This window comes from Azospirillum sp. CT11-132 (assembly GCF_047302835.1).
Lineage (GTDB): Bacteria > Pseudomonadota > Alphaproteobacteria > Azospirillales > Azospirillaceae > Azospirillum.
Map to the genome: position 1 here is coordinate 187,364 of NZ_JBGLZA010000002.1, position 18,965 is coordinate 206,328.

General features: G+C 67.4%; 18 protein-coding genes. 11 read left to right on the forward strand and 7 right to left on the reverse strand.

What is annotated here, in order from left to right; all coding sequences use genetic code 11:
- Positions 1-42 precede the first annotated feature (42 nt).
- From ACCD06_RS02810 to ACCD06_RS02835, 6 genes are all read left to right on the forward strand, one after another.
- Positions 43-2,136, forward strand: coding sequence for a TRAP transporter permease (locus ACCD06_RS02810; protein WP_413338623.1), 2,094 nt, complete (start codon positions 43-45; stop codon positions 2,134-2,136).
- Positions 2,137-2,139: 3 nt separating this feature from the next.
- Positions 2,140-2,517 carry a DUF1850 domain-containing protein gene (locus tag ACCD06_RS02815; protein WP_413338625.1) on the forward strand — a complete coding sequence of 126 codons (378 nt, stop codon included), beginning with the start codon at positions 2,140-2,142 and terminating at the stop codon, positions 2,515-2,517.
- A 114-nt stretch (positions 2,518-2,631) separates the two neighbouring features.
- Complete coding sequence (locus tag ACCD06_RS02820) at positions 2,632-4,122, forward strand: sodium:proton antiporter (protein WP_413338627.1); 1,491 nt, start codon at positions 2,632-2,634, stop codon at positions 4,120-4,122.
- Positions 4,123-4,368: 246 nt separating this feature from the next.
- Complete coding sequence (locus tag ACCD06_RS02825; RefSeq protein ID WP_413338629.1) at positions 4,369-5,523, forward strand: acyltransferase family protein; 1,155 nt, start codon at positions 4,369-4,371, stop codon at positions 5,521-5,523.
- Positions 5,524-5,768: 245 nt separating this feature from the next.
- Entirely contained in the window at positions 5,769-6,071 is a 303-nt protein-coding gene (locus ACCD06_RS02830; RefSeq protein ID WP_136703440.1) for a type II toxin-antitoxin system HigB family toxin, read from the forward strand.
- A gap of 11 nt (positions 6,072-6,082) precedes the next feature.
- A complete protein-coding gene (locus ACCD06_RS02835) occupies positions 6,083-6,469 on the forward strand; it encodes a helix-turn-helix domain-containing protein (protein ID WP_136703439.1) in 387 nt (128 codons plus the stop codon).
- 21 nt (positions 6,470-6,490) lie between these two features.
- Here ACCD06_RS02835 and ACCD06_RS02840 read toward each other — a convergent pair whose 3' ends face one another.
- Positions 6,491-9,613, reverse strand: coding sequence for an efflux RND transporter permease subunit (locus ACCD06_RS02840; RefSeq protein ID WP_413338631.1), 3,123 nt, complete (start codon positions 9,611-9,613; stop codon positions 6,491-6,493).
- Positions 9,610-10,728: an efflux RND transporter periplasmic adaptor subunit gene (locus tag ACCD06_RS02845; protein ID WP_413338633.1), complete on the reverse strand. Its 1,119-nt coding sequence runs from the start codon at positions 10,726-10,728 to the stop codon at positions 9,610-9,612. Before ACCD06_RS02845 ends, ACCD06_RS02840 begins: the two co-directional genes overlap by 4 nt.
- 126 nt (positions 10,729-10,854) lie before the next feature.
- On the opposite strand from ACCD06_RS02845, the gene ACCD06_RS02850 reads away from it, so the two are divergent.
- Complete coding sequence (locus ACCD06_RS02850) at positions 10,855-11,451, forward strand: TetR/AcrR family transcriptional regulator (RefSeq protein ID WP_247882555.1); 597 nt, start codon at positions 10,855-10,857, stop codon at positions 11,449-11,451.
- 6 nt (positions 11,452-11,457) lie between these two features.
- On the opposite strand, the gene ACCD06_RS02855 is transcribed toward ACCD06_RS02850, so the two are convergent.
- Positions 11,458-12,867 (reverse strand): HD-GYP domain-containing protein, encoded by a 1,410-nt coding sequence (locus ACCD06_RS02855; RefSeq protein ID WP_413338636.1) that lies wholly within the window; start codon positions 12,865-12,867, stop codon positions 11,458-11,460.
- A 200-nt stretch (positions 12,868-13,067) separates the two neighbouring features.
- Between ACCD06_RS02855 and ACCD06_RS02860 the strand changes: the two genes are divergently transcribed.
- A complete protein-coding gene (locus ACCD06_RS02860) occupies positions 13,068-13,541 on the forward strand; it encodes a YchJ family protein (protein ID WP_413338638.1) in 474 nt (157 codons plus the stop codon).
- Positions 13,542-13,568: 27 nt separating this feature from the next.
- On the opposite strand, the gene ACCD06_RS02865 is transcribed toward ACCD06_RS02860, so the two are convergent.
- Together ACCD06_RS02865 and ACCD06_RS02870 are read right to left on the reverse strand one after the other, a co-directional pair.
- The gene (locus ACCD06_RS02865; protein WP_136703434.1) at positions 13,569-14,198 is read right to left on the reverse strand and encodes a YitT family protein; all 630 of its coding nucleotides are present in this window, start codon (positions 14,196-14,198) and stop codon (positions 13,569-13,571) included.
- Positions 14,199-14,215: 17 nt separating this feature from the next.
- Positions 14,216-15,388 (reverse strand): amino acid aminotransferase, encoded by a 1,173-nt coding sequence (locus ACCD06_RS02870; RefSeq protein WP_413338640.1) that lies wholly within the window; start codon positions 15,386-15,388, stop codon positions 14,216-14,218.
- A 207-nt stretch (positions 15,389-15,595) separates the two neighbouring features.
- On the opposite strand from ACCD06_RS02870, the gene kynU reads away from it, so the two are divergent.
- From kynU to ACCD06_RS02885, 3 genes are read left to right on the forward strand one after another with little or no spacing between them, the layout of a single operon-like run.
- Complete coding sequence (gene kynU, locus ACCD06_RS02875) at positions 15,596-16,789, forward strand: kynureninase (protein WP_413338642.1); 1,194 nt, start codon at positions 15,596-15,598, stop codon at positions 16,787-16,789.
- Complete coding sequence (gene kynA / locus ACCD06_RS02880) at positions 16,786-17,637, forward strand: tryptophan 2,3-dioxygenase (protein WP_109156387.1); 852 nt, start codon at positions 16,786-16,788, stop codon at positions 17,635-17,637. Before kynU ends, kynA begins: the two co-directional genes overlap by 4 nt.
- A 5-nt stretch (positions 17,638-17,642) precedes the next feature.
- Positions 17,643-18,467 (forward strand): alpha/beta hydrolase, encoded by an 825-nt coding sequence (locus ACCD06_RS02885; protein WP_413338644.1) that lies wholly within the window; start codon positions 17,643-17,645, stop codon positions 18,465-18,467.
- Positions 18,468-18,473: 6 nt separating this feature from the next.
- On the opposite strand, the gene ACCD06_RS02890 is transcribed toward ACCD06_RS02885, so the two are convergent.
- Positions 18,474-18,629, reverse strand: a complete 156-nt coding sequence (locus ACCD06_RS02890) for a hypothetical protein (protein WP_169054937.1) — start codon at positions 18,627-18,629, stop codon at positions 18,474-18,476.
- A 25-nt stretch (positions 18,630-18,654) separates the two neighbouring features.
- Complete coding sequence (locus ACCD06_RS02895; RefSeq protein ID WP_413338647.1) at positions 18,655-18,957, reverse strand: cytochrome C oxidase subunit IV family protein; 303 nt, start codon at positions 18,955-18,957, stop codon at positions 18,655-18,657.
- Positions 18,958-18,965 lie beyond the last annotated feature (8 nt).

The following is an 18,965-nucleotide window of genomic DNA, read 5'->3' on the forward strand; positions in this document are numbered from 1 at the left end:
AAACGGGCCTTATTTAAGAAAGGAATTGGCGGAGAAGCCGTAGTGAGCGCACAGAAGAAACAGGCGGAGTCCGAGATCCGCCAGGCCATCGACCGGGAAAATCCGTCCACGGTCGCCGCTTTCGAAGGATTCGACGGGCGGGCGGTCTTCGCCATCGCGGTCGCCTTCTCCGCCTTCCAGATCTGGACCGCCGCCTTCAACCCGGTGTCCACCATGGTGGTGCGGGCGGTCCATGTCGGATTCCTCCTGCTGATGACCTTCACCCTGTTCGGCTTCCGCCAGACGGCGGAACGCAGGCGGGTTCCCTGGTACGACTGGCTGCTGGGCCTGACCGCCTTCGGCGTCGGTCTCTACCATTATGTGTTCGAGGTCGACCTGATCCAGCGGGCGGGCGACCCCAACACCACCGACCTGATCGTCGGCACCATCGCGATCGCGCTGGTGTTCGAGGGCGCCCGGCGGATCATGGGACTGGCGTTGCCGATCATGTGCGGCATCTTCATTCCTTATGCCCTGTTCGGCCGCCATCTTCCCTTCGGTCTTGCCCACCGCGGCTATGACATCGACCAGGTGATCGACAACCTGTATCTGTCGACCGAGGGGATTTACGGCACTCCGACCTTCGTGTCGGCCAGCTACATCTTCCTGTTCATCCTGTTCGGCGCCTTCCTGGAGCGCGCCGGCATGATCAAGCTGTTCAACGACGTGTCGCTCGGTCTCGTCGGTCATGCCAAGGGCGGGCCGGCGAAGGTGGCGGTGATCTCCTCCGGCCTGATGGGCACCATCAACGGGTCGGGCGTCGCCAACGTCCTGACCACCGGCCAGTTCACCATTCCACTGATGATGCGGTTCGGCTATCGCCCGGCCTTCGCCGGCGCGGTGGAGGCCACCGCCAGCATGGGCGGGCAGCTGATGCCGCCGGTGATGGGAGCCGCGGCCTTCATCATGGCTGAAACCATCGGCGTGCCCTACAGCGAGGTGGCGATCGCCGCCGCAATCCCAGCGATCCTCTATTTCGGCAGCGCCTTCTGGATGGTCCATCTGGAGGCGGGCATGCGCAACCTCGTCGGCCTGCCGAAGGACCAGTGCCCCAGCGCGCTTCGCGCCGTGGTGGAGGGCTGGTACCTGATCATGCCGTTGGCGGCACTGGTCTATCTGCTGTTTTCGGGTTTCACGCCCCTGTTTGCCGGCGTGATCGGCATCGCGGCGACGGCGGCGCTGATCCTGGGCACGTCTATCGTCGGCAAAATCGGTCCCATGGCCCTGCGGGTCGCCTTTTGGGTGGCGGTCGGGCTGGTGGCGGCCGGCCTGTGGAAGCTGGGTTTCCGGACCGAGCATCTGGCCTTCACCATGGTCGTTCTGCTCATCATCCCGTGCCTGATGTTCAAGGGCGGCCGGGAGACGCTCAAGCTGGTGGTGAACAGCATTGCCGACGGCGCCAAGAACGCCGTTGGGGTCGGCGTCGCCTGCGCGCTCGTCGGTGTGCTGATCGGCATGATGACGCTGACCGGCCTCGCCTCCAGCTTCGCCTCCACCATCGTCGACTGGTCGGGCGGCAACCTGCTGGCGGCGCTGGTGCTGACCATGATCGCCTGCATCGTGCTGGGAACCGGCTTGCCGACCACCGCCAACTACATCATCACCGCGTCGATCGCCGCGCCGGCCCTGCTGACCATGGGCGTGCCGCTGATGGTCAGCCACATGTTCGTCTTCTATTTCGGCATCATGGCCGACCTGACCCCGCCGGTGGCCCTGGCGGCCCTGGCGGCCTCGTCGATCTGCAAGGCCGATCACATGGATATCGGCTGGATTGCGACGAGGGTGGCGATGGCGGGCTATGTCGTGCCCTTCATGGCTGTCTACGACCCGGCTCTGGTCATGCAGACCGGGAGTTGGTTGGCGGTGGCCTATGTGTTCGTCAAGGCCTGCGTCGCCATCGCCCTGTGGGGAGCCGCAACCATCGGCTTTTTCTGGACACCGCTGCCGCTGGTCGCCCGGGTCTATGCCGCTTTGACAGCCTTCCTGTTCGTGGTCGCCTTGCCGCTGACCGACGAGGCCGCCTTCGTCATGACCGGCTTGTTCCTGCTGTGGCAACACCGGCGCCGCAGCATACCGGCTGCGGCCGCCGTCTCGTAGTCCGTGGCCGGTCTCTGCCTGTTCGCCCTCGGCGGCGCGCTGCTGGCGTCGCTGCCGGGGACGCAGTTCATCCTGTCCTGGACCCACTCCATCGAGAAGACGGAGTGGCGGGAGAGCTGGGCGGTCGAGGCCGGCCGGCTGCGCCCGAGCGAGGCCCGCATCCGCGGCACCGGCGCCGGGATGGAACCCGGCCCCGACGCCCGGTTGACCGGCGACGGCTGGATGGTCTGGACGCCCGACCTGCCGCTGCAGGACAGCGTAACGCTGGCGGCCTCAAACTTCACCGGCGAGCATCGGCTGTGCGCGGGTACGGACTGCCGGCCGCTGTCGGGCTGGATCGGCGTGAAGGATCAACCCATGGCGATGCGGGCCTGTCCGTAGGCCGGGACCGCCCCCGCCTACGAAAGTTCGTGTGGTCAACGCCCCTTCCGGCTTGGCTTACGCTGCGTCAATCCGCATACTCCCGTTCCTTTCGTCAGCCTACCATCCGGACCGATGATCAATTCCCCCACGCACCAACGCCGCCCATCCCTCCTTCCGGCCGCCCTCGGCGCGGCGCTCGCCGTCGGCGGCGTGCTGCTGAGCACGCACGGAGTCCAGGCGGCGGAGGTGGCGGCGGAGGTTGCCCATGGCGGCGTGCCGCATCTGGACGGGCGGCTGCTGAGTGCCGCGTGGGTGGTCCCCTTCGCCGGAATCCTGCTGTCGATCGCGCTGTTCCCGCTGCTGGCGCCGATGGTCTGGCACCATCACTTCGGCAAGATTTCGGCGGCCTGGGCGCTGGCCTTCCTGGTGCCCTTCGCCGCGACCTTCGGTTTGGACCTCGCGACCTACGAGCTGCTGCACACGGTCCTGCTGGAATACATCCCCTTCATCGTGCTGCTGACCGCGCTGTTCACGGTGGCGGGCGGCGTGCGGCTGACCGGGGCGCTGGTGGGGACCCCGGCGGCCAACACGGTCGGGCTGGCGCTCGGCACGGTGCTGGCAAGCCTGATGGGCACCACCGGCGCCTCGATGCTGCTGATCCGGCCGCTGCTGCGGGCGAACGAACACCGGCGCTACCGGGTCCACACCATCGTCTTCTTCATCTTCCTGGTGTCGAATGTCGGCGGATCGCTGACGCCGCTGGGTGACCCGCCGCTGTTCCTCGGTTTCCTGAAGGGCGTCGATTTCTTCTGGCCGACTGTCCATCTGTTGGCGCCGATGTCGTTCCTGGCTGGCCTGCTGCTGGTGATCTATTTCGTGCTGGACCTCGTCCTGCACACCCGCGACCCCGGCAAGCATCCGCTGATCGAGGGCGTTCACGAGCGCGAACCGATCCGCATCGAGGGCAGCGTCAATCTGCTGCTGCTGGTCGCCATCATCGGTGCGGTTCTGCTGAGCGGCGTCTGGCATCCCGGCGTGGGAGTCACGCTGTACCATGTGACGGTGCAGTTGGAGACCATCGTGTCGAACCTGCTGCTGCTGGGCATCACCGGCCTGTCGCTGGCGCTGACCAGCAAGCAGAGCCGCCGCCTGAACGGCTTCAGCTGGGGCCCGATCCTGGAGGTGGCGAAGCTGTTCGCCGCCATCTTCCTGACGATCATCCCGGCCATCGCCATCCTGAAGGCCGGCACCGACGGCGCGCTGGGCGCCATCATCTCCGCGGTGAACGAGGGCGGGAAACCCAACCCGGCCGCCTATTTCTGGGCGACCGGCATCCTGTCCAGCTTCCTCGACAACGCCCCCACCTACCTGATCTTCTTCAACACCGCCGGCGGCGAGGCGCAGCCGCTGATGACCGACCTGTCGCTGACGCTGACCGCGATCTCCGCCGGTGCGGTCTTCATGGGCGCCAACAGCTATATCGGCAATGCCCCCAACTTCATGGTCAAGGCGATCGCCGAGGAACGCGGCGTCGCCATGCCCAGCTTCTTCGGCTACATGGCATGGTCCTGCGGCATTCTCGTACCGTTGCTGGGCCTGACCACGCTGGTCTTCTTCCTGTGATGGTCCCTATTCTGTAACAGCCAGCGACGAAACCAATCCTCACCTCCGCCGTTAATCCGCGATAGGGCCGCTTTTTCGCCTGCGAACAGGCAGGCGTGCGCGGTGCAACGGCTGGAGGGCGACGTGATTTCGAAGGATCTCGGCGGGAACCTGGGTGCGGTATTGACGGTTGAGCGGCCGATGGCCGCGTCCGGCGGCATGCCAACGGGACGGGTCCCATCGGCCTGACCGGCCGGAGCCTGCGCCATGAGCACGCAGACCCAACCCCGTCACCTGCACTCCCTGACCCCGTTGCGCGGTATCGCGGCCCTGTGGGTGGTGCTGTACCATTACAGCTTCCAGTATTTCCCCAACCTGCACCCGGACAGCTACACGCATCTGGTGCAGAAGGGCTATCTGGCCGTCGACCTGTTCTTCATGCTCAGCGGCTTCGTGCTGACCCATGTCTATCACGACACCTTCAGCCGGTCGGTCGGCGACAAATACTGGAGCTTCCTGAGGGCACGCATCGCCCGTCTCTACCCGCTGCATCTGGCGGTCCTGCTGCTTTTCGTGGCGACGGCGCTGGCCGTCCGCACGGTGGAGTACGCCGCCACCGGCAGTTTCCCGGCGATCCCGCTGAAAGGCGCGGAATCGATCTGGGCCCTGGTCGCCAACCTGTTCATGCTCCAGGGCCTCTATGCCAGCGTGCTGAGCTGGAATTATCCGGCATGGTCGATCAGCCTGGAATGCATGGCCTATCTGGTCTTCCCCTTCGCGCTGCCCTGGGTTTGGCGGTCCAACGGCCGGACGCAGGCCCTGATGGCGGCCGGTGCGTTGGCGACGCTCTGCCTGCTGGCCTGGGCGACGCAGGACAATCTGAACCAGTGGGACGGGCCGCAGACGCTGCTGCGCTGCCTGCCGGAATTCCTGCTGGGCACGCTGCTCTACAGCGCCTTCCGCAGCGGGCTTGCCGCGTCGCTGCTGTCGAGTGACCTGACGATGGCCGGAATCGTTCTCGCGATCCTGCTGCTTCTGCACAGCGGCGGACCGGACCTGATGGCGGTGCCGCTGTTCGCCCTGCTGATCCTGGCGGCGGTCGCCAACCGGGGCCGTGCCGCGGGCGCCTTGAATGTCCGGCCGCTGGTGTGGTTGGGCGACGTGTCCTATTCGCTCTACCTGATCCATGGCTTCGTCGAATATGCCACCACAAGGGTGCTCGGGCTGGGTCTCGGCATCTACGACCGCAAGGCGTTGCCCGGCGGCTGGTCGATGGCGCTGCTGGTGGCGATGGTCACCGCCTGCCTTCTGATGGCCGGCCCGGCCTATCGCCGGATCGAAGTGGGCGGCCGGCGCCTTCTGCGGGAGGGGCCGAACGTCGGCCGGCTGACACTGGCGGTGGCGGGACGGCGGGCGGACTGAGGCGGCTTTTGGCCAAAAAAAATGCGCCCGGAGGCGGGGGCCTCCGGGCGCAGAGTTACAGTACGAAAGAGGATCATCAGCAATTGATGATGCAATCGGGAGATCGATTGTGGCGCCACCTTGTCATGGGTTGCGCGCGCACCCCTTGACCGTGGTCAAGCTGAAGCGTCGCGGTGAAATATTCCTGTCGTCCGTGCGATTGGACAGAGTTGTTCCCTAAATGGGAACGCTGTAAGCTTGAGGGCATGAACGTCATCAAGCGCGCCACTCTGACCGGCTTCTGGGAACGGCATCCGGAAACGGAGCAGCCTCTCAAGGAGTGGTTCCGGACGGTGAAGGCATGCCGGTGGACCTGCATGGATGACGTGATGAAGAGCTATCCGAAAGCGAAGGTTCTGAACGGCGAGCGAGTGCGGTTCGAGATTTGCGGCGGCAGCTATCGCCTGATCGTCGCGTTCAAGTTCACCGCCAACATCGCGTTCGTGAAGTTCATCGGAACGCACGCCGAATATGACCGCGTCGATGCCCTTACGGTCGACCGCTATTGAGGAGACCTGGAATGACCGACCTGAAGCCCATCCATTCGGAGGCCGATCACGCGGCGGCGGTTGAGGAGATCGAACGGCTTTGGGATGCTGAGCCGGGAACCCCGGAACATGACCGACTTGAGGTTCTCGGCACGCTGGTCGATGCCTATGAGTCCTCCCGCTGGCCCATCGATACCCCCGACCCTGTCGAGGCGATCAAGGCCCGGATGGATGCGGCCGGCTATACGCAGTCGGATCTCGGTCGCCTTCTCGGGTCGCGGCCACGGGCGAGCGAGGTGCTGAACCGACAGCGCCGCCTGACCGTCGAGATGGCATGGAAGCTCCACACCGCTTGGTCGATTCCGGCTGAAAGCCTCATCAAGCCCTACGCTCTCCGTACCGGAGAGATGCCGAAGTAGCCCGGCGCCTCTCCGGATCTGTCAATCCCCCAGCGCCGGCTTGGGCAGCGCGCCGCCCATGCCGTCGTCCTCCACCTCCTCCGTCTCCGGCCGGGGCACGCGGAACCAGGCCGCATAGAGCGCGGGCAGGAAGAAGATCGTCAGTACGGTGGCGCCCGCCAGACCGCCCATGATGGCGACCGCCATCGGACCCCAGAACACACTCTGCGTCAGCGGGATCATGGCGAGGATCGCGGCGGCGGCGGTGAGCGCGATCGGGCGGGCGCGGCGGACCGTCGCCTCGACGATGCTGTCCCAGCGCGAGCGGCCGCTGCGGATGTCCTGTTCGATCTGGTCGACCAGGATGACCGAGTTGCGCATGATGATGCCGGCCAGCGCGATGACGCCCAGCATGGCGACGAAGCCGAAGGGCAGGTTGAACAGCAGAAGCGAGGCGGTGACGCCGATCAGACCCAGCGGCGCCGTCAGCAGGACCATGAACACGCGCGAGAAGCTCTGCAGCTGCAGCATCAGCGTGGTGACCATGATCAGCAGCATCACCGGCATCATGGCATTGATCGAGTCCTGGCCCTTGGCGCTTTCCTCGATGGCGCCACCCATGGTGATGGCATAGCCGTCGGGCAGGGTGGCGCGCAGTGCGTTCAACTGCGTGTTCAGCTGGGTGCTGACCACCGGGGCCTGCAGGCCGCCGGTCACGTCGCCCTTGACCGTCATCGTCGTCTCGCGCGCCCGGCGCCACAGCACCGGTTCCTCCAATTCATAACGCACGCTGGCGACTTGGCTGAGGGGCACGGTGGTGCCGCGGCTGGTGCGGATGTTCAACTCACCCAGCCGCGACAGGTCCATCCGCTCCTCCGGCGTGGTGCGCAGCAGGACGCCGATCAGCTCCGTACCCTCGCGGTACTGGGTGACCGACATGCCGTTCAGCAGCAGTTGCAGGGCGTTGGACAAATCCTGCTTCGACACGCCCAGCGCGCGGGCCTTGGCGGTGTCCACCTCCAGCCGGACGCGCTTGGACAGCTCGTCCCAATCCAGATGAACGTTGGCGGTGTTGGGATGGGCGCGCATGGTGTCGCGCACCTGATAGGCGATTTTGCGGATGGTCGCCGGATCCTCGCCGGTGACGCGGAACTGCACCGGATAGCCGACCGGCGGGCCGTTCTCCAGCCGGCTGATGCGGACGCGGGCGGCGGGGAAGTCGGATTCCAGCCTCGGCTCCAGCCGCTGCATGAAATGCTCGCGCTCCTCCAGCCCCTTGGTCATCACCATGAACTGGGCGAAGTTGGCGGTCTCCAGCTGCTGGTCGAGCGGAAGGTAGAAGCGCGGCGAGCCGCCGCCGGTATAGGCGACCCAGTAATCGACGTCCGGGTCCTTGGCCAGCACCGCCTCCATCCGCTTCACCTCGGCGGCCGTCGCCTCGAAGGAGGAGCCTTCGGCGAGACGGATGTCGATCAGCAGCTCCGGCCGGCTGGCCGAGGGGAAGAACTGCTGCTGGACATGGCCGAAGCCGACCAGCGCGGTGACGAAGGCGGCCACGGTCACGCCGATGGTGACCCAGCGCGCCCGCACGCAGGCTTCGATCATGCCGCGCAGGACGCGGTAGGCGCGGGTGTCGTAGATGTCCAGCTCGTGCCCGTCCGGCACCACATGCTTGGGCTTGGGCAGCAGCAGCCAGCCGAGATAGGGGGTGAAGATCACCGCCACCACCCACGACAGCAGCAGCGACAGCGCCACCACCCAGAAGATCGAATTGGTGTATTCGCCGGCCGCCGACGCCGCGAAGCCGACCGGCACGAAGCCCGCCGCCGTGACGACGGTGCCGCTCAGCATCGGGAAGGCGGTGGAGGTGTAGGCGAAGGCACCGGCCTTCAACCGGTCCCATCCCTGTTCCATCTTCACCACCATCATCTCCACCGCGATGATGGCGTCGTCGACCAGCAGGCCGAGCGCGATGATGAGGGCGCCCAGCGAGATTCGCTGCAGGTCGATGTGCAGGAGCTGCATCGCCACCAGCGTCATCGCCAGCACCAGCGGAACCGCCAGCGCCACGACGATGCCGGTGCGCCAGCCCAGGCTGACGAGACTGACCAGGATGACGATGCCCAGCGCCTCGGCCAGCGATTCCATGAACTCGCCGACCGAATGCTCGACCACCTTCGGCTGGTCGGCGACCTGCGCCACCTCCAGCCCGACCGGCAGTTCGGCCCGGACCTTCTCCATCGCGGCGTCGAGCTGCTCGCCCAGCTTCAGGACATTGCCGCCCTTCGCCATCACCACGCTGATGCCGATGGCGTCGCGGCCGTTGTAGCGCAGGGTGTAGCGTCGCGGCTCGACATAGCCGCGCTTGACCTCCGCCACGTCGCCGATGGTCAGCAGCCGGCCGCCGCTCTCCACCGGAATGGCGCGCACCGCCGCCGCGGTGTCGAGGCCGAGGTCGAGGCGGACATAGACCCGCTGCGATCCGGTATCGACGTCGCCCGACGCGGCGATGGCGTTCTCGCGCTGGAGCGCCTGGATCACCGATTCCACCGGCAGGCCGAAGCTGGCGAGCCGCTGGCTGGAGATCTCGACATAGACGCGCTCCTCCTGCGGGGCGATCAGGTCGATCTTCTCGACGCCCGGCAGCTTCAGCAGGCGGGCACGCGCCTGTTCGGCCACCTTCTTGAGTTGGGCCGGGGTGAAGTCATCGCCCATGAAGGCATAGATGGCCGAATAGACGTCGCCGAACTCGTCGTTGAAGAAGGGACCGACCACGCCGTCGGGCAGGGTGTAGCGGATGTCGCCGATCTTCTTGCGCACCTGATACCACAGGTCCGGCACCATCTTCGGCGGGGTGTAGTCCTTCAGCTGGACGAAGACCACCGACTCGCCGGGCTTGGAATAGCTGCGGGCGACGTCGTAATAGGGCACCTCCTCCAGCTTCTTCTCGATGCGGTCGGTGACGAACTGCTCGACCTCGCGCGCGGTGGCGCCCGGCCATTGGGTGCGCACCACCATCACCTTGAAGGTGAAGGACGGATCCTCCGCCCGGCCCAGTGTCTTGTAGGCAAGAGCGCCGGCCAGCACGCTGGCGAGCATCATGAACAGCACCAGCGTGCGGTGGGCCAGCGCCCAGGCCGACAGGTTGAGGCGGGCGTGGTTCATCGTGCCGGCTCCGTCCAGACGCGGACCTTCTGGCCGGCGTCGAGCTTGTGCACACCGGCGGTGACGACGCGCTCGCCGTCCTTCAGCCCGCCGCCGATCAGGGCGAGGTCGCCGGCGTAAGCCGCGACGGTGACCGGGCGCAGCTCCAGCCGGTCGTCCGGCGCCGAAAGCACCCAAACCGCCGGCGTCTGCTCGCGCTGGGTCAGCGCGCTGAGCGGCAGGCGGGCGACCGGGGCGCCATGGTCGGCGGCTGCGGTGACCGTGGCGGTCATGCCGAGCTGGACCGTCGGCGGCGGATCGGTCAGCGCGATCTTCGCCTGGAAGGTGCGGGTCGCGGCATCGGCGCTGGGCGAGACTTCGCGCAAGGTGCCGGCGATGCTCTGGTCGGGGTGCGACCACAGCTCGACCGACAGCGTCTGGCGGGGCAGGGCGCCGACGCTCTGCTCGGGGATGTTCGCCACAGCTTCGAGCGCGCCCAGCCGGGCGACGCGCAGCGCGGTCTGGCCGGCGGCCACCACCTGTCCCGGTTCGATCAGCGTCCCGGTGACGACGCCGGGCTCATCCGCCACCAGCGTGGCATATTGGGCGGAGTTGGTGAGGACGCGCAGCTGCGCCTCCTGCTCCCGCACCTTGGAGTCGGCCTTGTCCAGCGTGGTCTTGCGGCGGTCGTATTCCTGGCGGGTCGTCCATTCGCCCTGGCGCAGGCTGGCATAACGCTGGAAATCGCTGCGGGCGTTGGCCGCGTCGGCCTGGGCCGAGGCGAGCTGCGCCTGGGCAGCGCGGATCTGCAGCTGCAGGTCGGTCGGGTCCAGCCGGGCCAGCGGCATGCCGGGTTCGATGCGGGTCCCGATCTCCACCAGCCGGGCGGTCACCTTGCCGCCGACGCGGAAGCCGACATCGGCCTCCACCCGCGGGCGGATCACCGCCGGGTAGCGCACGCTGTCGACCAGCGGTTCCAGTGCCACGGTGGCGATGCGGACCGGCCGCACCTCTCCTTCCGCCGGGGTGGAGGCGGACTGCGTTTCATTGCAGCCGGCGAGCAGGCCCGCCACCGTCAGCAGCGCCGTTGTCGCCATGACGGCGGACGCAAGCCGCCTTTCGCGGAATCGGGCCATACCACGTCTCCCCACTGGACTGGACTGTATCGTACTGTTACCGTCCTACTCCGGCACCAATCCCACGTCAAGAGTGAACGGTACAGTTCAGTGCAGTCATCGGAGCAAAGAGCGTCTCACCCGCCCGTGTCCCATGATGCGAAGGCGGAACAGATCGTCGCCGCGGCGCGGGAGGTCTTTCTGGAGCTTGGCTATGCCGCCACGTCGATGGATCAGGTGGCGCAGCAGGCGCGGGTGTCCAAGACCACCCTCTACACCCGCTTTCCGTCGAAGGAGGAGCTTTACACCGCGGTGATCTCCGCCGAATGCGAGCGGCGCGGCCTGCGTTTTTCGGCGGAGATGTTCGATGGGCTGCCGTTGCGCGACGTCCTGATCCAGGTCGGCCGCCGCTTCACCGACCTGCTCTGGTCGGATGCGGCGATCCGTGTCCATCAGGCGGTGGTGGGGGAGGCGACGCGGATGCCGGTCGCCGCCCGGCTCTATTTCCAGGCGGGGCCGGAGCAGGGGATCGCCAATTTCGTCGCCCTGTTCACCCGGTTGGCCGAGCGCGGGGTGATCGCCACCGACGATCCGGCCTTCGTCGCCCGGCAGTTCCTGGCCGCCATGCAGGGCGGCGCCTATTGCCAGCTGGTGCTCGGCCTCTGTCCCGCACCGACGGAGGAGGAGCGCCACGCCTTCGTCGACAAGGCGGTGGACCTGTTCCTGCGCGGCCTCACCGCTTGAGCCGGCTCAGGCCAGCTTGAAATAGCGCATCACCAGTCTGCTCAGCTCCTCCCGCACCCCGTCGTCGCCCATCTCGGTCAGCCGTTCGTGCAGGCCGGCGGCGATGGCGGTGAAGCGGGCGAGCACGTCCGGGTCGAAATGCTTGCCGGCCCCGTCGGCGAGGATGCCCATGGTGGTGGCGTAGGACATCGGCTCCTTGTAGGGGCGGCGGGAGGTCAGGGCGTCGAACACGTCGGCGACGGCGAAGATGCGGGCGGCGATCGGAATCGCCTCTCCCTTCAGCCCGTGCGGATAGCCCGATCCGTCGAACTTCTCGTGGTGGCCGCCGACCACGTCGGCCGCGTCGGCCAGCCAGTCGGACGAGCCGACGATGTCCAGCCCATGGACGACATGGGTCTTCATCACCGCGAACTCCTCGGCATCCAGCTTGCCGGGTTTCAGCAGGATGCTGTCGGGAATGGCGATCTTGCCGACATCGTGCAGGAAGGCGCCCTTCACCAGCTGCCGGATCGCCGCCTCCTCCAGCCCCAGCGCCTCGGCCAGCCGGATGGCCAGGACCGTCACCCGGTAATTGTGGGCGTTGGTGTCGCTGTCGCGCTTGGCGATGGCGCTGCCCAGCGCCGTCAGCATGCCGATGTTGGCGTCGAGCAGGCCGCGCGACAGCCGCAGGATGCCCCGGTTGTAGGCCCCGAAGATCGGCAGCAGGATGAGCGCGGTCCCCAGCACCGACAGCGACGACACGGCGACCACCGTGGCGGTGTCGCGCAGGATTTCGTGCGAGCGGCGGGCCGAAAGCTGGAAGACGCTTTCGAAATAGCCGAGCAGGCGGCCATCGGAATCGAGCAGCGGTTCCATCGTCTGGATGAAGATATGGCCGTCCAGCGTAAAGCGGTCGTAGATCGCGTCACCGTCAGTGGGGAAGCCGTGCCGGGTGGAAGACAGGCGCTGTTCCGCCCATTCCGCGCCCGGTGCGACATATTCGGCCGTCTTCCGCTGATCCGGTGCATAAAGCTCCGCAACGATAAAGCGGCCGTCGCCATGGTTCAGGTACAGCCCGTTGCGGCTGGCCATGAAGCGCTGGAGCGACGCTTCCAATTCCGAATCGGCGGTGCCGGCCGCGAGCGAGGAGCGGGCTTCGGTCAGGAAAGCCGCCGATTCCTCCCGCGCCAGTTCAACGACGCGGCCGTCGGCGATCTCGACCTCGACCAGAAAGGCGATGCCGCCGACCGCCAGCGCCAGGAACAGGGCGGCGCCGGCCAGACGCAGCAGGACGGCGCGGGCGGTGGGCAGTCGCATCGTCGCCACTTCGGAATGGCGGCCGGACAGGGACCTGAAAAGCAGGTTGAGCCGCCGCCGCCGCTCGCCCGTCGCCGTCATCGTGCTGCCGATCACCTTGCTGCCGATCCGCGCGCTCATTACCACACCCCGTTTGCGCCAAACCCTTTTTGCAGGGCCGGCCGATCTGGACGATGCCCACGCCAAGCGTCAATATCGCTGGCCCGGGTCGCAGGATCCGGCGGGAAATGTTGAGACGGCGTTAAGTTTCGGCAGGCACCGTGCTGCCGGCCGCGGCTTGATGCTCTTGGCTCCATGCTTATGGAAGGAACCGTATCGTGATGTCCGCCTGCCCCTGCGGTTCGGGTCTTGAATTCGACCGCTGCTGTGGCCCGATCCTGGCCGGGCAGCCCGCGCCCTCGGCCGAAGCGCTGATGCGGTCGCGCTACACCGCCTTTGTCCGCCACGACATCGACCATATCGAGCGCAGCTGTGCCCCGGAAACCCACGCCGCTTTCAGCCGGGCCGATGCCGAACGGGTGGCGCAGGAGTGCGAGTGGGGTCCTTTGACCGTCATGAAGGCGGAGGAGACCGGCGACGACGGCATGGTCGAGTTCTTCCTGACCTTTCGCCGCGACGGAGAGGACTGGCCGCTGCATGAACGGTCGCGCTTCCGCCGGGTCGATGGCCGTTGGCTCTACGTCGACAGCGTCCTGAACCCGAAGGACCCGCCGCGCCGCGTGGTGAAGGTCGGCCGCAACGACCCCTGCCCCTGCGGCTCGGGGCGCAAGCACAAGGCCTGCTGCGGGCGGTGAACGTCCAGCGTCCGCAGCCTTCACGCCTCAACTGATGCCGAGATAACGCCCCGGCTTATGGTTGATCGCCAGCGTGATGTTGACGATGACGGCCCCCAGGATCGACAGCAGCAGCCGGTCCGGCGCCAGAACGAAGAAGGCGCCGCCCAGGATGGCGAGGTCGACCCCCAACTGGAAATAGCCGGCGCGGATGCCGTAGGTCTCCTGCAGGTAGATCGCCAGGATGTTGACGCCGCCCAGGCCGGTGCGGTGGCGGAACAGCATCAGCAGGCCGGTGCCGCACAGCCCGCTGCCCACAACCGTTGCATAGACCGGGTCCAGATGGGTGAAGCCCACCCACTGGTCGGTCAGGCGGGAAAACAGGGTCACCAGCGCCACGGCGATGAAGGTGCGCGCCGTGAACTGCCAGCCCAGCCGCTTCCAGGCCAGCCAGTAGAAGGGCAGGTTGATCGCGAAGAAGATGATGCCGAACTGAACCTTGGTGACGTAGCTCAGCAGAAGCGCCAGCCCGGCGGTGCTGCCGGTCAGCAGCATCGTCTTGGAATAGATCAGCATGCCCAGCGCGATGAACAGCGTGCCCATCAGCATGGCGAGCGCGTCTTCATACAGCTGGTGACGCTCCACCGCGGCGGGCGGAGCCTGGAGGGTCGCGGCCATCGTCGTCTTCTCCCGACTTAACGAAGAGCCACGAACTTCGCCACCACGTCGTCCACCTCGGCCGTCTTCAAGCCGGCGATGTTGATGCGGCCGGAGGTCGGCATGTAGATGGCGTGGTCGGCGCGCAGGCGCAGCACCTCCGCCTCGGTCAGCGGCAGCAGGGAGAACATGCCCTCCTGCTCCGCCACCGCCGTCAGGGCGGGGAAGGAGCCGGCCAGTCCAGCGGCCAGCTTGCGGCGGATGCCGGTGATGCGGGCGCGCATGCCGTCCAGCTCGGCGGTCCAGTCGGCGGTCAGGGCGGCGTCGCTCAGGATGGTGCGCACCACGGCGGCGCCATGGTCGGGCGGCATCGAATAGCTGGTGCGGGCCAGCGCCATCAGGTTGGACTTGGCAAGCTCGGCGGCGGCCGGCGCCGCGGCGACGGCGAAGATGGCGCCGGTGCGCTCGCGGTAGAGGCCGAAGGACTTGGACGACGACACGGCGACCAGCGTTTCCGGCACCGCGCCGATCAGGTAACGCAGCCCCTCCGCATCCTCGTCAAGCCCGCGGCCGAAGCCCTGATAGGCGAGATCGACCAGCGGCAGCACGCCACGCGTCTCCAGCACCGCCGCGATGGTCTTCCACTGGTCGAGCGACAGCGGCGCGCCGGTCGGGTTGTGGCAGCTGCCGTGCAGCAGGGCGACGTCGCCGGGCTGCGCCGCCTCGAACGCTGCGACCATGCGGTCGAACAGCACGGTCTGGCTGGCGGTGTCGAAGAAGGGATGGCTCACCACCTCCAGCCCGGCGGCGGCGAAGATGCCGACATGGTTGGGCCAGGTCGGCTGACCGACCAGCACGCGCTTCGACCCGCCGCGCAGGACGAGGTCGGCGGCCAGACGCAACGCGCCCGATCCGCCGGGGGTCTGCACCCCGGCGGCGGTGACCTTCGACCCGGCCGCGCCGCCCACCAGCGACCACAGCCGCTCCAGATATCCCGCGTCGCCTTCCAGCCCCAGGTAGGACTTGCTGTCCTGCCCCTCCAGCAGCAGCCGTTCCGCCGCCTTCACCGCGCGGAAGACCGGGGTGCGCCCCTCCTCGTCACGGTAGACCCCGACGCCGAGATCGACCTTGCCCGGCCGCGGATCCTGCTTGTACAGCCCGATCAGGGCGAGCAGGGCGTCGTCGGGCTGGCGGGAAAGCGCGTTGAACATGGCGGTGCGTCCGGTCCTTGTTGGTGATAAGCGCGGTGGTGGCGGAGGAAATGACAGGGGCCGGAGGGCCCAGCCGGTGCGATCCTCCACTTTCGCGGCATCCGGGACAATGGAGAAATCATATCGTCTGATACGCTTAAGCATCGCGACAATTTGCAAAGCCAGCGATTGCCGGGCATCCTTCACCGGGAAGGAGCAGTCAGATCGATGACCGATTTTTACAAGACCCGCGCCCGTTTCCGCCTTCCCGACGGGGTGATCTATCTGGACGGCAACTCGCTGGGGCCGCTGCCGATCGGTGCCGAGGAGCGGGTGGCCCGCACCCTGGCCGATGAATGGGGCGGCCAGTTGATCCGCGGCTGGAACAGCGCCGGCTGGATGGTGCAGCCACGTAAACTCGGTGACCGCATCGCCCGCCTGATCGGCGCGCCGGAGGGCAGCGTCGTGGTCGGCGATACCCTGTCGATCAAGGTCTATCAGGCGCTGGCCGCCGCGCTGGCAATGCGGCCGGACCGCCGCGTCATCCTGTCCGACAGCGGCAACTTCCCCACCGATCTCTATATGGCGGAGGGGCTGATCGAAACGCTGGGCCGCGGCCATGTCCTGAAGGTGGTGGCGCCGGAAGAGGTCGAGGCCGCGATCGGCGAGGATGTCGCCGTGCTGATGCTGACCCAGGTCGATTACCGGACCGGGCGCCTGCACGACATGGCGGCGCTGACCGCCAAGGCCCATGCGGCGGGGGTGGTGACGGTGTGGGACCTCGCCCATTCCGCCGGCGCGCTGCCGGTCGATCTGGCCGGCGCCGGGGCGGATTTCGCCGTCGGCTGCACCTATAAATATCTGAATGGCGGGCCGGGCGCCCCGGCCTTCATCTATGTCGCCCCGCAACATGCGGAAACCGCGCGGCCGGCGCTGTCCGGCTGGATGGGGCACGAGGCGCCCTTCGCCTTCGACCCCTCCTACCGCCCCGGTGCCGGGGTGGAGCGGATGCGCGTCGGCACCCCGCCGGTAATCGCCCTGGCCGCGCTCGACGCCGCGCTGGATGTCTGGGACGATGTCGACATGGCCGACATCCGCCGCGCCTCCGTCGCGCTGTGCGACCTGTTCATCGAGTTGGTCGAAGCGCAATGCCCGATGCTGGAGTTGGCCTCCCCGCGCGACGGCATTCGGCGCGGCAGCCAGGTGTCGTTCCGCCATCCCCAGGGCTATGCCATCATGCAGGCGCTGATCGACCGCGGCGTGATCGGCGACTTCCGCGCGCCCGACGTGCTGCGCTTCGGCTTCACCCCGCTCTACATCGGCGAGTCGGAAGTGCGCGGCGCCGTCGCGATTCTGAAGCAGGTTATGGACGGCGGGCTTTGGGACCGGCCCGAATACCACAAGAAGGCGATTGTGACATGAGCGGGCAGGACACGAAGAAGCCCTACGATCCGGCGGACGAGGGCGCGCAGATGGCGTTCGACGGGCGGATGTCCTATGGCGACTATCTGCAGCTCGACCGCATCCTTGGGGCGCAGGTCCCGCGCTCCACCGCCCATGACGAGATGCTGTTCATCATCCAGCACCAGACGTCGGAGCTGTGGATGCGGCTGGCCGTCTACGAGATCCGCGCCGCCCGCGAGGCGATCCGCGAGGACCGGCTGTCGCCCGCCTTCAAGATGCTGGCCCGTGTCGCCCGCATCTTCGAACAGCTGAACTCGGCCTGGGACGTTCTGCGCACGATGACGCCCAGCGAATACACCCGCTTCCGCGACGATCTCGGCCAGTCCTCCGGCTTCCAGTCCTACCAGTACCGGGAGATCGAATTCCTGCTGGGCAACCGCAATCCGGCGATGCTGCGGCCCCACGCCCACCGTCCGGAAATCCACGCCCTGCTGGAACAGGAACTGTCCCGCCCCAGCCTGTATGACGAGGCGTTGCGCCTGCTCGCCCGCAACGGTATTCCCGTCCCGGCGGAGGTGCTGGAGCGCGACGTCTCGCAGACCCACCAGCCCCATGACGGCGTAACTGAGGCGTGGCGGGTGATCTACCAATCGCCCGAAACCCATTGGCCGCTCTACGAACTGGCCGAGAAGCTGGTGGATTTCGAGGATTACTTCCGCCGCTGGCGTTTCAACCATGTCACGACGGTGGAGCGGGTGATCGGCTTCAAGCGCGGCACCGGCGGCACCGGCGGCGTGTCCTACCTGCGCAATATGCTGGCGGTGGAGCTTTTCCCGGAACTCTGGCGGGTGAGGACGGTGCTTTGACGGGCTTGCACAGGATCGTGGACTGGGACGATGCCTACAGCAACAGCGCCTACATCCCCGGCGGCGACACCTACCCCGCGCGATGGGCGGAGCGGGCCGCCGCCTTCCGGGCGGAGATTGCCGGCGCCGGCCGGGCGGAGTTGGACCTGCCCTATGGCGACGGGGAGCGGGAACGCTACGACCTGTTCCGGCCGGAGGGGGCGCCCAAGGGAACGGTGGTCTTCGTCCATGGCGGCTACTGGATGGCCTTCGACAAGGGGCGCTGGTCGCATCTGGCCGCCGGGCCGCTCGCGCGCGGCTGGGCGGTCGCCATGCCCGGCTACACGCTGTGTCCGGAAAACCGCATCGCCGGCATCACCCGGCAGGTGGCGCGGGCGGTGGAGGCCATCGCGGCGGCTGAGGCCGGGCCGCTGCGCCTGACCGGCCATTCCGCAGGCGGTCATCTGGTCAGCCGGCTCGCCTGCGCCGACGCCCCGCTGTCGGAAGAGGTCCGGGATCGGGTCGGGCATGTCGTCTCGATCAGCGGCCTGCACGATCTGCGCCCGCTGCTGAACACCGGGATGAACACCACGCTGCGGCTGGACGAGGCGGAGGCCGCGGCGGAAAGCCCGGCCCTGCTGCGTCCCCGGCCGGGCACCGGCATCACCTGCTGGGTGGGGGCCGCCGAGCGGCCGGAGTTCGTCCGTCAGTCGGAACTGCTCGCCAACGTCTGGCTCGGGCTGGGGGTGGCGACCGCGCTACGTCTGGCCGAGGCGCGACACCACTTCGACGTCATCGACGATCTGACGGACCCGGACTCCGAACTGGTGCAGACGCTTCTGACGGCGTGAGCGGGATCACTGGGTGAAGAACATCGCGGCGAAGACGGCGGCGGTGGCGGCGATCACCGTCACCAGCCCGTTGCGTCCCAGCGCGCGCTGGCGGTAGAGCGCCACCGCCACCACGATGACGGCGACGCTGGTTAGGATCAGGCCCAGCTTGGCTTCGGTCATTGCCGGCTTTCCTTGATGATGGGACTCAGTGCGGGCCGATCCAGCCCAGGGCTCCGGCGGTGGTGACCAGCAGGATGACCCCGCACAGCAGCACCAGCCAGCCGGTCATCGCCAGCCGCCAGCCTGGGCCGGCCTGGTCCAGTTCCAGGTAATGCAGAAGGATTTCCCGCCCCTTCGTCACCGCCAGCGCCAGCAGCAGCGCCGCCCCGGCGATCCCGACATTGCCGCCCGCATCGCCATGGCGGGCGAACAGAAGGGTGACGAGGGTCAGGCCGATCAGCACCAGCCAGGACAGCGTCAGCCGGTCGATCTTCTTGAGAAACGTCATGACCGGTC

Excerpts from the sequence above, each read along its gene's own strand:
- ACCD06_RS02865 (WP_136703434.1), bottom strand. The coding sequence starts at position 14,198 with ATGGCCGCGACCCTCCAGGCTCCGCCCGCCGCGGTGGAGCGTCACCAG.
- ACCD06_RS02830 (WP_136703440.1), top strand. The coding sequence starts at position 5,769 with ATGAACGTCATCAAGCGCGCCACTCTGACCGGCTTCTGGGAACGGCAT.
- ACCD06_RS02845 (WP_413338633.1), bottom strand. The coding sequence starts at position 10,728 with ATGGCCCGATTCCGCGAAAGGCGGCTTGCGTCCGCCGTCATGGCGACA.
- ACCD06_RS02870 (WP_413338640.1), bottom strand. The coding sequence starts at position 15,388 with ATGTTCAACGCGCTTTCCCGCCAGCCCGACGACGCCCTGCTCGCCCTG.
- ACCD06_RS02855 (WP_413338636.1), bottom strand. The coding sequence starts at position 12,867 with ATGAGCGCGCGGATCGGCAGCAAGGTGATCGGCAGCACGATGACGGCG.
- ACCD06_RS02820 (WP_413338627.1), top strand. The coding sequence starts at position 2,632 with ATGATCAATTCCCCCACGCACCAACGCCGCCCATCCCTCCTTCCGGCC.
- ACCD06_RS02835 (WP_136703439.1), top strand. The coding sequence starts at position 6,083 with ATGACCGACCTGAAGCCCATCCATTCGGAGGCCGATCACGCGGCGGCG.
- ACCD06_RS02890 (WP_169054937.1), bottom strand. The coding sequence starts at position 18,629 with ATGACCGAAGCCAAGCTGGGCCTGATCCTAACCAGCGTCGCCGTCATC.
- kynA (WP_109156387.1), top strand. The coding sequence starts at position 16,786 with ATGAGCGGGCAGGACACGAAGAAGCCCTACGATCCGGCGGACGAGGGC.
- kynU (WP_413338642.1), top strand. The coding sequence starts at position 15,596 with ATGACCGATTTTTACAAGACCCGCGCCCGTTTCCGCCTTCCCGACGGG.
- ACCD06_RS02840 (WP_413338631.1), bottom strand. The coding sequence starts at position 9,613 with ATGAACCACGCCCGCCTCAACCTGTCGGCCTGGGCGCTGGCCCACCGC.
- ACCD06_RS02895 (WP_413338647.1), bottom strand. The coding sequence starts at position 18,957 with ATGACGTTTCTCAAGAAGATCGACCGGCTGACGCTGTCCTGGCTGGTG.
- ACCD06_RS02860 (WP_413338638.1), top strand. The coding sequence starts at position 13,068 with ATGTCCGCCTGCCCCTGCGGTTCGGGTCTTGAATTCGACCGCTGCTGT.
- ACCD06_RS02825 (WP_413338629.1), top strand. The coding sequence starts at position 4,369 with ATGAGCACGCAGACCCAACCCCGTCACCTGCACTCCCTGACCCCGTTG.